The 12,795-nt window shown below is 73.3% G+C and carries 10 protein-coding genes and 1 pseudogene; 3 read left to right on the top strand and 8 right to left on the bottom strand.

What is annotated here, in order from left to right; genetic code table 11:
* Positions 1–40 precede the first annotated feature (40 nt).
* The 7 genes from IE258_RS21760 to IE258_RS21730 all read right to left on the bottom strand — a co-directional run bounded on the left by IE258_RS21760 (position 41) and on the right by IE258_RS21730 (position 10,259).
* Entirely contained in the window at positions 41–1,189 is a 1,149-nt protein-coding gene (locus IE258_RS21760; protein WP_189745994.1) for an acyl-CoA dehydrogenase family protein, read from the bottom strand.
* Positions 1,190–1,243: 54 nt separating this feature from the next.
* Entirely contained in the window at positions 1,244–3,091 is a 1,848-nt protein-coding gene (locus IE258_RS21755; RefSeq protein ID WP_189745992.1) for an acetyl/propionyl/methylcrotonyl-CoA carboxylase subunit alpha, read from the bottom strand.
* A gap of 10 nt (positions 3,092–3,101) precedes the next feature.
* On the bottom strand, positions 3,102–4,700 hold the full coding sequence (locus IE258_RS21750; RefSeq protein WP_189745991.1) for an acyl-CoA carboxylase subunit beta: 1,599 nt from the start codon (positions 4,698–4,700) through the stop codon (positions 3,102–3,104).
* A gap of 79 nt (positions 4,701–4,779) precedes the next feature.
* Positions 4,780–6,456: an acyclic terpene utilization AtuA family protein gene (locus IE258_RS21745; protein ID WP_189745989.1), complete on the bottom strand. Its 1,677-nt coding sequence runs from the start codon at positions 6,454–6,456 to the stop codon at positions 4,780–4,782.
* Positions 6,453–7,247: a TIGR03084 family metal-binding protein gene (locus IE258_RS21740; protein ID WP_189745986.1), complete on the bottom strand. Its 795-nt coding sequence runs from the start codon at positions 7,245–7,247 to the stop codon at positions 6,453–6,455. Before IE258_RS21740 ends, IE258_RS21745 begins: the two co-directional genes overlap by 4 nt.
* A 132-nt stretch (positions 7,248–7,379) precedes the next feature.
* Positions 7,380–9,179: a serine/threonine-protein kinase gene (locus IE258_RS21735; RefSeq protein WP_189745984.1), complete on the bottom strand. Its 1,800-nt coding sequence runs from the start codon at positions 9,177–9,179 to the stop codon at positions 7,380–7,382.
* 93 nt (positions 9,180–9,272) lie between these two features.
* Positions 9,273–10,259 (bottom strand): EamA family transporter, encoded by a 987-nt coding sequence (locus tag IE258_RS21730; protein WP_189745982.1) that lies wholly within the window; start codon positions 10,257–10,259, stop codon positions 9,273–9,275.
* Positions 10,260–10,454: 195 nt separating this feature from the next.
* Between IE258_RS21730 and IE258_RS21725 the strand changes: the two genes are divergently transcribed.
* Together IE258_RS21725 and IE258_RS21720 are read left to right on the top strand one after the other, a co-directional pair.
* Positions 10,455–10,907, top strand: coding sequence for an NUDIX hydrolase (locus IE258_RS21725; protein WP_189745980.1), 453 nt, complete (start codon positions 10,455–10,457; stop codon positions 10,905–10,907).
* A gap of 86 nt (positions 10,908–10,993) precedes the next feature.
* Positions 10,994–11,614 carry a dihydrofolate reductase family protein gene (locus tag IE258_RS21720; RefSeq protein WP_159328742.1) on the top strand — a complete coding sequence of 207 codons (621 nt, stop codon included), beginning with the start codon at positions 10,994–10,996 and terminating at the stop codon, positions 11,612–11,614.
* A 4-nt stretch (positions 11,615–11,618) separates the two neighbouring features.
* Here the strand turns inward: IE258_RS21720 and IE258_RS21715 are convergent.
* A pseudogene (locus IE258_RS21715) lies at positions 11,619–12,017 on the bottom strand (DinB family protein); the annotation flags it as partial.
* A 113-nt stretch (positions 12,018–12,130) separates the two neighbouring features.
* On the opposite strand from IE258_RS21715, the gene IE258_RS21710 reads away from it, so the two are divergent.
* Positions 12,131–12,775, top strand: a complete 645-nt coding sequence (locus IE258_RS21710; protein WP_189745969.1) for a dihydrofolate reductase family protein — start codon at positions 12,131–12,133, stop codon at positions 12,773–12,775.
* Positions 12,776–12,795 lie beyond the last annotated feature (20 nt).

Here is a 12,795-nt window from a genome sequence, read left to right as displayed (position 1 = left end):
ACGCGGGCTGGATACGGCCTCGTACGGGCCCGGTACTGGCCTAGTACGACTTGGGCAGGCCCAGGGTCTGGTGGGAGACGTAGTTGAGGATCATCTCCCGGCTCACGGGGGCGATACGGGCGACGCGCGACGCCGTGATCAGCCGGGCTAGCCCGAACTCGCGGGTGAGACCGTTGCCACCGAGGGTGTGCACGGCCTGGTCGACGGCCTTCACACAGGCCTCCCCGGCCGCGTACTTGGCCATGTTGGCGGCCTCGCCCGCGCCGACGTCGTCGCCCGCGTCGTAGAGGTGGGCCGCCTTCTGCATCATCAGGCGGGCGAGTTCGAGGTCGATGTGCGCCTGGGCGAGGGGGTGCGCGATGGCCTGGTGGGCGCCGATGGGGGTCTTCCAGACGGTGCGCTCGCGGGCGTACTCGAGGGCGCGGGAGAGGGCGTAGCGGCCCATGCCGATGCCGAACGCGGCCGTCATGACGCGCTCGGGGTTGAGGCCCGCGAAGAGTTGCAGGAGGCCCGCGTCCTCGTCGCCGACCAGGGCGTCGGCGGGCAGCCGTACGTCGTCGAGGGTCAGCTCGAACTGCCGCTCGACCGCGTTGAGTTCCATGTCGATGGCGCGGCGCCCGAAGCCGGGGGCGTCGCGCGGGACGATGAACAGGCAGGGTTTGAGCTTGCCGGTACGGGCGTCCTCGGTGCGGCCGACGATCAGGGTGGCGTCGGCGATGTCGACGCCGGAGACGAAGACCTTGCGGCCGGTGAGGATCCAGTCCCCCGCGGCCGCGTCGCGGCGGGCGGTGGTGGTGATGCGGTGGCTGTTGGAGCCGGCGTCGGGTTCGGTGATGCCGAAGGCCATCAGGCGGGTGCCGTCGGCGAGGGGCGGGAGCCACTCGCGTTTCTGCTCCTCGGTGCCGAAGCGGGCGATGACGGTGCCGCAGATCGCCGGGGAGACGATCATCATGAGCAGCGGGTTGCCGGCGGCGCCCAGTTCTTCGAGGACGAGGGAGAGTTCGGTGATGCCGGCGCCGCCTCCGCCGTATGCCTCCGGCAGGTTGACGCCTATGTAGCCGAGCTTGGCTGCGGCTTGCCAGAGGCGGGTGTTGTCTTCGGCGTTGGTGGTGTGGGGGTGGGTGTTGGCGAAGGCCGCGACCGCTTCGCGGAGGGACTTGTGCTCGTTGGATTCGATGAGGGTGGTCACTGTGCTCCTTCGGGTGCGGGTTCGTCGTGGCTGGTCGCGCAGTTCCCCGCGCCCCTAGGCCTCCTGGACTACCGCCAGTAGAGAGCCGACCGTCACTTGCTGTCCCGGTGCGGCGTTCAGCTCGGTCAGTGTTCCCGTCACCGGGGCCGTGATCCTGTGTTCCATCTTCATGGCCTCCAGCCACAGGAGGGGCTGGCCCGCCTGGACGGTGGTGCCCTCGGTCAGGCCCTCCGCGACGCGGACGACCGTGCCGGGCATGGGGGCCAGGAGGGAGCCTGGGGCGTGCTGGGCGGTGGGGTCGGGGAAGCGGGGCAAGGCGGTGAGGCGGGTGGCGTTGACGTGGATCTGGTCGCCGTAGCGGGCGACGTCGAAGCGGCGTCGGACGCCGTCGGTTTCGAGGACGACCCGTTCGGGGTCGGCGTGGACGACGCGGACGCCCTCGGCGGTGAGGCCGGTGCGGGTGTGGTGGTAGCGGACCTCGTGCTCCTCGCCCGCCATGGCGTAGCGCTTGACCTGCGGTTGTGAAGGCAGGTTGCGCCAGCCGCCGCCGAAGCGGCCCCCGTTGACCCTCGCGTCGGCCAGGGCGGCGGCGAGCGGGGCGAGGGGGTCGGGGGCGGACCGCGTCAGGTCGGCCAGGTGGCGGTCGTAGAAGCCCGTGTCCATGCGGCCGGACGTGAACTCCTCGTGGCGCAGGGAGCGGACGAGCAGGTCGCGGTTGGTGGCCGGGCCGTGGATCGCCGTCCGTTCCAGGGCACCGGCGAGGCGGCGGACGGCCTCCGCGCGCGTGGGTGCGTGGGCGACGGCCTTGGCGAGCATCGCGTCGTAGTGGACGCCGATGTCGTCGCCGTCGGTGTAGCCGGTGTCCAGGCGGATGCCGTCCGGGACGGCGAGGCGGTGCAGGCGGCCGGTCTGCGGGGCCCAGCCGTTCGCCGGGTCCTCGGCGTACAGGCGGGCCTCGACGGCGTGCCCACGCGCGCGCGGGGGTTCGGTTTCGAGGGCGTGGCCCTCGGCGACGCGCAGTTGGAGGGCGACGAGGTCGATGCCGAAGACCGCCTCCGTGACGGGGTGTTCGACCTGGAGGCGGGTGTTCATCTCCAGGAAGTGGGCCTTGCCGTCGGCGACGAGGAACTCGACGGTGCCGGCCCCGACGTAGTCGACTGCCCTGGCGGCGCGTACGGCGAGGTCGTGGAGTTCGGCGGCGAGTCCGGGCGGCAGGCCGGGCGCCGGGGCCTCCTCGATCACCTTCTGGTGGCGGCGTTGCAGGGAGCAGTCGCGGGTGCCGAGCGCCCACACCGTGCCGTGGCTGTCGGCGAGGATCTGCACCTCGACGTGGCGGCCGTTCTCCAGGTAGGGCTCGACGAAGACCTCGCCGTCCCCGAAGGCGCTCGTGGCCTCCGCGCGGGCGGCGGTCAGTGCGGCGTCGAGGTCGGCGAGGTCCCGTACGACGCGCATGCCGCGTCCCCCGCCGCCCGCCGCCGCCTTCACCAGCACCGGCAGGTCGGCCTCGGTGACGTCGGTGAGGGACGCGATGCCCAGCAGCTCCTTGGCGCGGGTCTTGGACGCCATCGCCTCGATGGCCTCGGGCGGCGGCCCGATCCACACCAGCCCCGCGTCCCGCACGGCGCGCGCGAAGTCGGCGTTCTCGGAGAGGAAGCCGTAGCCGGGGTGGACGGCGTCGGCCCCGGCGGCGAGGGCGGCCTTCACGATCGCCTCGCCGCGCAGATACGTCTCGGCGGGGGTCGCCCCCGGCAGGCGTACGGCGGCGTCGGCCACGCGCGCGTGGAGGGCGTTCTCGTCGGCGTCCGAGTGCACGGCGACGGTCCGGATTCCCCACTCGGCACAGGTGCGGAAGACGCGGCAGGCGATCTCGCCACGGTTGGCGACAAGCACGGAAGCGATCACTGGGTTTTCCTCACATCCGGAAGACGCCGAAGCCGCCGCGGGCGCCCTCGTAGGGGGCGGTGTGCACGGCGGACAGGCACAGGCCGAGGACGGTGCGGGTGTCGCGCGGGTCGATGACGCCGTCGTCGTAGAGCCGCCCGGACAGGAACATCGGCAGCGACTCGGACTCGATCTGCTGCTCGACCATGGCGCGCAGCGCGGCGTCACCCTCGTCGTCGTACGGCTGTCCCTTGGCGGCGGCGGACTGGCGGGCAACGATGGACAGGACCCCGGCGAGCTGCTGCGGGCCCATGACGGCGGACTTGGCGCTGGGCCAGGCGAAGAGGAAGCGGGGGTCGTAGGCGCGGCCGCACATGCCGTAGTGCCCGGCGCCGTAGGAGGCGCCCAGGAGGACGGAGAGGTGGGGGACGCGGGAGTTGGAGACCGCGTTGATCATCATGGCGCCGTGCTTGATGATGCCGCCCTGCTCGTACTCCTTGCCGACCATGTAGCCGGTGGTGTTGTGAAGGAAGAGCAGCGGGATGTCGCGCTGGTTGGCGAGCTGGATGAACTGGGCGGCCTTCTGCGACTCCTCGCTGAACAGGACCCCCTGGGCGTTGGCGAGGATGCCGACCGGATAGCCGTGCAGACTCGCCCAGCCGGTCCTCAGGCTCGTCCCGTAGAGGGGCTTGAACTCGTCGAAGTCGGAGGCGTCGACGATCCGGGCGATCACCTCGCGCGGGTCGAAGGGGGTGCGCAGGTCGGCGGGGACGACGCCGAGGAGTTCCTCGGGGTCGTACTTGGGCGGCTCGGCGAGGGGCGGGTCGGCGTACGCCTTGCGGTGGTTGAGGCGGGCGACGACGCGGCGGGCCTGGCGCAGGGCGTCCGGTTCGTCGACGGCGAAGTGGTCGGCAAGGCCGGAGGTGCGGGCGTGCATCTCGGCGCCGCCCAGCGACTCGTCGTCGCTCTCCTCGCCGGTGGCCATCTTGACCAGGGGCGGCCCGCCGAGGAAGACCTTGGCACGCTCCTTGACCATGATCACGTGGTCGGACATGCCGGGGATGTAGGCGCCCCCGGCGGTCGAGTTGCCGAAGACGACCGCGATGGTCGGGATGCCGGCCGCCGACAGCCGGGTGAGGTCGCGGAAGATCGCGCCGCCGGGGATGAAGATCTCCTTCTGGGAGGGCAGGTCGGCGCCGCCGGACTCGACGAGGCTGATGCAGGGCAGCCGGTTGGCGAGGGCGATGTCGTTGGCGCGCAGGGCCTTCTTCAGCGACCAGGGGTTGCTGGCGCCGCCGCGCACGGTCGGGTCGTTAGCGGTGATCAGGCACTCGACGCCCTCGACGACGCCGATGCCGGTGACGAGCGAGGCGCCGACGGTGTACTCGCTCCCCCAGCCCGCGAGCGGCGACAGCTCCAGGAAGGGCGTGTCGGGGTCGAGGAGCAGCTCGATGCGCTCGCGGGCGAGGAGCTTGCCGCGCCCCCGGTGCCGGGCGACGTACTTCTCGCCGCCGCCCGCGAGGGCCTTGGCGTGTTCGGCGTCCAGGTCGGCGAGCTTGGCGAGCATGGCCTCGCGGTGCGCGCGGTGGTCGGGGTCGGTGGGGTCCAGGGCGGAGGCGAGGACGGTCACGGCAGGACCTCCGGGGCGGGGGCGTACGACGGGACGGTCACAGGAGGGCCTCCGGGACGGGGGGCGTACGACGGGAGGGTCACAGCAGGCTCTCCGGGATGTCCAGGTGCCGGGCGCGCAGCCATTCGCCGAGCGCCTTGGCCTGCGGGTCGAAACGGGCCTGCGCGGCGACGCCCTCGCCGAGGATGCCCTCGACGACGAAGTTGAGGGCGCGCAGGTTCGGCAGCTGGTGCCGGGTGACGGGCAGCTCGCGGGCCTCGGGGATCAGCTCGCGGAACCGGTCGGCGGTCAGCTCGTGGGCGAGCCAGCGCCAGGCGTCGTCGGTCCGCGCCCACACGCCGACGTTGGCGTCACCGCCCTTGTCGCCGCTGCGGGCCCCGGCGACGAGGCCGAGGGGTGCGCGGCGCACCGGGCCCGGTGGGAGCGGCTGCGGCAGGGGTGGTTCCGGCACATGTGCGAGTACGACGGTGTCCTGGGCCGGGGGCGGTGCCACGCTCACGCGCCGCCCGTCATGGAGGACGGCCACATGGTCCACGGCCCCATGGGGGACGTACACATCCTCGAAGACCCCATAGGGTGCGCCCTTTCCAGGTGGTGCGAGCACATGGAACCCGGGGTAGCCCGCGAGGGCCAGCTCGATCGCGGCGCCGCTCAACGCCCGTCCCACGACCTGCTGGTCGGCGTCCCGGACGACGAGGCGCAGCAGGGCACTCGCGGTCTCCTCGGTCGCCGCGTCGGGCCGGTCGGTGCGGGCCAGCTCCCAGCGGACGTCGGCGACCTTGCCCAGGGCGGGTTCCAACTGCTCCCGGACCAGAGCGGCCTTGGCCTCGATGTCGAGGCCGGTGAGGACGAAGGCGACCTCGTTGCGGAAGCCGCCGAGGCGGTTGAGGCCGACCTTGAGGGTGGGCGGCGGAGCCTCGCCGCGCACGCCCTCGACGCGGACGCGGTCGGGGCCCTCCTGGCCGAGCCGTACGGTGTCCAGCCGGGCGGTGACGTCGGGTCCGGCGTAGCGGGCGCCGCCCGTCTCGTACAGCAGCTGGGCGGTGACGGTGCCGACGTCGACGAAGCCGCCGGTGCCGTCGTGCTTGGTGATGACCGAGGTGCCGTCGGCGTGCAGTTCGGCGAGCGGGAAGCCGGGCCGCCTCACGTCGCCGTCCTGGAAGAAGGCGTAGTTGCCGCCGGTCGCCTGTGCCCCGCACTCCAGCAGGTGCCCGGCGACGACCGCGCCCGCGAGCCGGTCGTACTCCGTCGGCGCCCAGCCGAAGTGCGCGGCGGCGGGCCCGGTGACCAGCGCGGCGTCGGTGACGCGGCCCGTGACGACCACGTCCGCGCCGGCCCGCAGGCACGCGGCGATGCCGAAGCCGCCGAGGTAGGCGTGCGCGGCCAGCGCTCCCGGGTGGGCGGCGGTGCGGTCGTCGCCCTCGACGTGCGCGACGCGGACGGGTGTGCCGAGGCGCTCGGCGAGCGCGCGTACGGCGTCGGCGAGACCGGCGGGATTGAGTCCCCCGGCGTTGGCGACGATCTTGACTCCTCGCTCGTGGGCGAGGCCGAGGCACTCCTCCAACTGCCGCAGGAAGGTGCGGGCGTACCCGGCCTCCGGGTCCTTCAGCCGGTCGCGGCCGAGGATGAGCATGGTCAGCTCGGCGAGGTAGTCGCCGGTGAGGACGTCCAGCTCGCCGCCGGTGAGCATCTCGCGCATGGCGGAGAAGCGGTCGCCGTAGAAGCCGGAGGCGTTGCCGACGCGGAGCACGCTCACCGGGTCTCCCCCGGCGCCGGGCGGCCGGCTCCCGGCGGTCCGGCGAATGCCTGGGCGATGTCCAGCCAGCGGTCGGCGTCCGGGCCCTCGGCGGTGAGGGCGAGGTCGGTGCGGTGGGCACGCTGGGTGGCGAGGAGGCAGAAGTCGAGCGCGGGGCCGGTCACCCGCTGCGGGGCGTCCTCGGGGCCGTACGTCCACAGGTCGCCGCCGGGGCCGGTGAGTTCGACGCGGAAGGGCTCGGCGGGCGGGGTGAGTCCGTGGGCGGCGTAGGCGAAGTCCCGGGCGCGGACGCCGATGCGGGCGACGTGGCGCAGGCGGTCGGTGGGCGGGCGGGACACGCCGAGGGTCGCCGCGACGTCGAGGCCGTGGGCCCAGGTCTCCATCAGGCGGGCGGTGGCCATGGAGGCGGTGGCCATGGGCGGTCCGTACCAGGGGAAGCGTGCACCGGGTGCGGCGGCGCGCAGTGCCTCGTCGAGGGCGGTGCGGTCGTGCCGCCAGGCGGACAGCAGCACGGCGGGGTCCTGCGTCGCCCCCTCCTCGGCGCCGTCGTCGACGTACCGGTCGGGTGCGGCGAGGGCCTGTTCGACCAGCCCCTTGAACCCGTCCTCGTCGGTGAGGGCGACCAGGGCGGCCCGGTCGGTCCAGTTCAGGTGCGCGATCTGGTGGGCGATCGTCCAGCCGGGCGCCGGGGTGGCCAGCCGCCACTCCTCGGGGCTCAACTTGGCCACCAGCGCGTCGAGTTCCTCGCTCTCCTCGCGCAGGTCGTCGATCACGGGCGTCGGGTCGGACACGGGGCGCTCCCCTCGGGCACGGCGATGTGCGGGGCGGTGTGGGGAGGAGCATGGCAGGGCCGGTATTAACAATCAAGCACGCTTGCATGATTTTCGCGACGCCCTCTCGAGGGCCGGCCGGCGCGTGACGCCTCAGTCCTTCTCGGCCCGCCAGACCGTGACGTCCGCGTCGAGGAAGGCGAGGTCGGGCATCGCGGTCGACTTGGTCTGGACGACGAGCAGCGCGATGTCCCCGTTTTGGTGCCTGACGCAGATCTCCGAACCGGCCGCCGCTGCCGCCAGGTAGAGACGGTGGCTCTTCTGGCTCTCGGTCATCAGGGCGCACTCCTCGTAGCCGGCGCCCGGGTCTCCGTACATCAGGGTGAAGACGCTGGTGTCGCTGTCCAGCGCGCAGCCGACGTCCTTGCAGTCGAAGCGGATGTCGCCCTTGCGGTCGTCGCGCCTGGTCCCGTCGGTGAGGCTCAGTGAACTGTCGGCGTCCACCGACGCTCCGTGGATCACCTGGGCCGGCGGCGATGTCGTCCCGAATACCGAGCCGTCGGACCCGCCGGATCGTTCGTCCGACGGTCCGTCCGACGAGGCGGGCCCCGCACCGGCCGACGACGCGGCCTCGTCGGCCGCCGCCGACCCCTCCGCCACCGGACGGGGCGTACCGGACGCCGACGCGGACTCGGACGCCGCCGCCGATGCGACCGCGTCCCGGGCCCGGTCGAGGTTCCGCCCGGCCGCGTCCAGGAGTGCCGAGCCCGCCGCGATCAGCAGACCGCACGCGACGACGGCGGCGGCCGAGATCAGGACGGCGCGTCTCCTGCGGCGCCTGCGCTCCTCCGGCCCGTCCGGCCGCCGCGGCACGGTCGGCCCTCCCGGTCCGACGGCGCCCGGCCAGGGCGCGGGGGCGCCGCCCGGCCAGGGCACCGGAACGGTCCCCTGTGGGACGGCCCCCTGCGGGGCGGTCCACGGCGCCGTGTGCACCGCGGTCGGGCCCGGGGCCGCGACCGGAGCCGCGGCGGTCGCCGGTCCGGTGGCCGCGACCGGCGGCGGCACCGCCACCGGCGGCCCGGCGATCTCCCGCCACACGGCAGGGCCGGCCGCCTCCCCGCCGTCCCGGCCCAGTTCCCGGCGGCACCACTCGACGATCTCCGCGGGGGTGGCCCGCTCCTCGGAGCCGGCGGCCAGGCACCGGCCGAGCAGGCCGCGCAGGCGCTCCGGCAGCCCGGACAGGTCGGGCTCGGAGTGGACGATCCGGTACAGCACGGTGGCGGCCGGTCCGTCGCCGTACAGAGGCTTGCCCAGCGCGGCGAAGGCGGCCGTCTGCCCGAGCGAGAAGACGTCGGTGGCCGCCGTGACGTCGCTCCCGGACGCCTGTTCCGGGGCCATGTACTGGGGCGTGCCGATGGTGGTGCCCGTGGCGGTGTGCGCGGTGCTGTCGGCGGCGAGCGAGATGCCGAAGTCGATGACGCGCGGACCGTCCGCGGCCAGCAGTACGTTCGCCGGTTTGAGGTCCCGGTGCACGATCCCCGCGCCGTGGATGGCCTGCAGCGCCTCGGCGACGCCCGCCATCAGCCACAGCACCGCGGGCACCGGCAGCGGCCCGTTGCGGGCGACGGCTTCCGAGAGGGCGGGCCCGGGCACGTACAGGGTGGCCAGCCAGGGCGGGGTGCCGTCCGGGTCGGCGTCGATCAGTTCGGCGGTGTAGGCGCCCTTCACCCTGCGGGCGGCCTTGATCTCCCGGCCGAAACGCCGCCGGAAGGTCGGGTCGTCGGCCAGTTCCGACCGTACGACCTTGATCGCCACGGGACGGCCGCCTCGGGTGTGCGACAGGTAGACCCGTCCCATGCCACCCGCGCCGAGCCGGGCCGCGAGCCGGTAACCGGCCACCGTGCGCGGATCGTCGTCCTGCAAGGGCTGGAAGACCTCGGCCGGGTGATTCATCGGTTCCCTCCCCATGATCCCGATGAGCTGACCAGGTACGCAGCCTATGCGGTGCGGGTGGCGGTCCGGCGCGCCGGGGCCGTCACCGGGCGGTCACGGCGACTCGGGGAGCGCCTTAGGACGCCGGCGCCCCACCTGGGTCCGTACCGCGCCCATGCTCGCCGCGATGACCAGCGCGATGGCGGCGGACTGGGTGGCGGACAGGGCCTGGTCGAGGATGAGGAAACCGGCCGCCGCGGCGATGGCGGGCTCCAGGCTCATGAGGATGGCGAAGGTCGGCGCGGGCAGGCGGCGCAGGGCGAGGAGTTCGAGGGTGTAGGGCAGGACGGAGGAGAGCAGGGCGACCCCGGCGCCCAGCGCGAGCGTCAGCGGGTCGATCAGCTTCGTCCCCGACTCGACGATGCCGAGCGGCAGGAACAGCAGCGCCCCGACCGCCATCGCCATCGCCAGCCCGTCGGCCTGCGGGAAGCGGCGTCCGGTGCGGGCGCTGAAGACGATGTACGCCGCCCACATGGCGCCCGCCGCCAGGGCGAAGGCGGCACCGGCCGGGTCGAGGCCGTCGAAGCCGCCGCCGCCCAGCAGGAAGACGCCGGCCAGGGCGAGCGCGGCCCAGACCAGGTTGACCGCGCGGCGGGAGGCGAAGACGGACAGGGCGAGCGGGCCGAGCACCTCCAGGGTGACGGCGGGGCCGAGCGGGATGCGGTCGACGGCCTGGTAGAAGAGGCCGTTCATGCCGGCCATGGCGATGCCGAAGACGACGACCGTGCCCCAGTCGGCCCGGGAGTGGCCGCGCAGCCGGGGCCGGCAGACCAGGAGCATGACGACGGCGGCCACGGCCAGCCGCAGGGTCACCACGCCGAGCGCCCCGGCCCGCGGCATCAGGCTCACCGCCAGCGCGGCACCGAACTGCACGGAGACGCCGCCTGCGAGGACCAGGCCCACCGGGCCGAGGGCGCCGAACCGCCCACCTGGAGCATCGCCCGGCGCACCATCCGCACCCTCCGGCACGGACGCGTGACCGACGGCGGGCGCGGCGGCGGCCGGGGACGAGGTGCCGGGGGTGGCGCTTGGGGTACTCACGGGGGCTCCGGGACGGTGTGCGGGTGAATGTCGTTCATCGTGCTGCACTGCACGGTCCAGAGTAATGGACTCTGTCAGGCACGTAGCACTTTTACGCAACTGTCGGGGCCGGGAGGTACGGCTGTCAACGCACGTCCGCCCGGCGAGCCGGAACCGCCTGCCCCGGCCGCCCGGCCAGGAGGTACCGTCCACCGGGTGAGACGACTCCTGACCCGCCTCTGGCGCCTGCTGCGCCCCGTCCAGAGCCGCCTGATGTGGCTGGTGAACGCCAAGTTCGTGGTCGGCGTGACCGGCGTCGTGCGGGACGACGCGGGTCGGGTCCTGATGCTGAAGCACCGGATGTGGGCGCCGGGCCGCCAGTGGGGGCTGCCGAGCGGCTTCGCGCACAAGGGCGAGGACTTCCGGCAGACCGTCGTCCGGGAGGTCAGGGAGGAGACCGGCCTCGAGGTGGAGGCGGGGCGGCTGGTCATGCTGAACAGCGGCCTGCGCACCCGCCTGGAGGTGGCGTACGAGGCCCGGCTCCTGGGCGGCGAGCTGCGCCTGGACCCGTCCGAGATCCTGGAGGCCCGCTGGTGCCGCCCGGACGAACTGCCCGAGGACATCCAGCCGGTGTGCCGTCCGCTGGTGCGGGGCGAGACGGTGCCCTGAAATCAGCTCCCCGGGGTGTCGAAAGCGGCGGTGCCCGATCGACGCAAGGGTGAAGGCAGTACACCCCACCCGAGGAGGCACCCCTCATGACCGCGACCGTCACCGCGGACCTGGCCATCACCCTCGACGGCTACGTCGCCGGGCCGAACGTCACCCTCGACAACCCGGGCGGCGACGGCGGCGAGCCGATCTTCGACTGGATCCACACCCTGGCGAGCTGGCGGGAGCGCCAGGGCATGACCGGCGGGGAGGAGAACCGCGACTCGGAGCTGATGCGGGAGTGGTTCGACGCGACCGGGGCGGTGGTCATGGGCCGGATGATGTACGACACGGGCGAGGAGTTCTGGGGTGACGACCCGCCCTTCCGCACCCCGGTCTTCGTCCTCACCCACCGCCCCCGCCCCACGCTGGTGAAGGAGGGCGGCACCACCTTCACCTTCGTCACCGACGGCATCCACAGCGCCCTGGAGCAGGCCAGGGCCGCCGCCGGGGACCGGAACGTGGACATCGGGGGCGGCGCGGACACGGTGCGGCAGTACCTCGCGGCCGGTCTGGTCGACGAACTCCAGCTCCACGTGGTGCCCACGCTCCTCGGCGACGGCCTGCGCCTCTTCGAGGGGCCGGGGGCGCGGCGGCGCGACCTGGAACAGGTCAGGGTCGTCGAGACCCCCCTGGCCACCCACCTGAAGTACCGCTTCGTGAAGTGACCGGTCACCCCATGCTCTTGGCCCCGTCCAGGGACTCCCGGATGATGTCGGCGTGGCCGGCGTGCTGAGCGGTCTCGGCGACGATGTGCACCAGCACCCGGCACGCCGACCACTCGGTGTCGGCCTCGAACCACGGCGCCTTCGGCAGCGGCTGCGTGGCCCCCAGGTCGGGGAGGGCGGCGATCAGCTCCTCGGTCCGGCGGGCCGCCTCCGCGTAGGCGTCCAGCACGCCGGCCAGCGTCTCGCCGGGCAGCATCCTGAACTCGTCGGCCCACCGGGCGACCTCGGCCTCGGTCATGGCCGTGAAGTCGCCCATCGCGGAGGGACCGTCCACGATGAAGGCGGTCCACTGCCGCTCCGTCGAGGTGACGTGCTTGATCGGGCCGCCCAGACACAACTCGCTGAGTTCCTGTCCCACATGGCTCCTGTCCCACATGGCTCCTGTCCTACATGGCCCCTGTCCTGAATGACTCCTGTTCTCAACTGATGCAGAGAGTGCGAAGCAGAAGGAGACACATGACCCAGTTGCTGCGAGTCCAGAACTTCACCGTCTCGAGCGACGGCTTCGGCGCCGGCGAGGGCCAGAGCCTCGAGAGGCCCTTCGGCCACGCCGACCCCGGGAAGCTGCTCGCCTGGGCCTTCGCCACCGACCACCCGCCCGTCGGCCCCTCCGGGCGAGGCAGTCGCGGGCTGGACGACTACTTCACCCGGGACTACGCCCGCGACATCGGCGCCGAGATCATGGGCCGCAACAAGTTCGGGCCGCAGCGCGGGCCCTGGCAGGACCACGAGTGGCAGGGATGGTGGGGCGACGAGCCCCCGTTCCACACGCCGGTGTTCGTCATGACGCACCACACGCGCCCGTCGTTCACGCTCTCCGACACCACGTTCCACTTCGTCGACGGCGACCCGGCCGCCGTGCTCGCCCGGGCGAAGGAGGCGGCGCGGGGCCGGGACGTCCGGCTCGGCGGCGGGGCCACGGTCATCCGGCAGTTCCTCGACGCCGGCCTCGTCGACACCCTGCACGTGGTGGTCGCGCCGACGGAGCTCGGTTCCGGGGCCCGGCTGTGGGAGTCCCCCGACGAGCTGCTCGACCGGTTCCACCGGGACGTCGTGCCCAGCCCGAGCGGAGTGACGCACCACCTGTTCTGGCGGAAGTGACATCCTTCCGGCGCAGATGA

Origin of the sequence: Streptomyces tendae (assembly GCF_014650435.1) — a bacterium.
Taxonomy (GTDB): domain Bacteria; phylum Actinomycetota; class Actinomycetes; order Streptomycetales; family Streptomycetaceae; genus Streptomyces; species Streptomyces tendae.
This window is presented reverse-complemented; position numbering and strand designations above follow the sequence as displayed.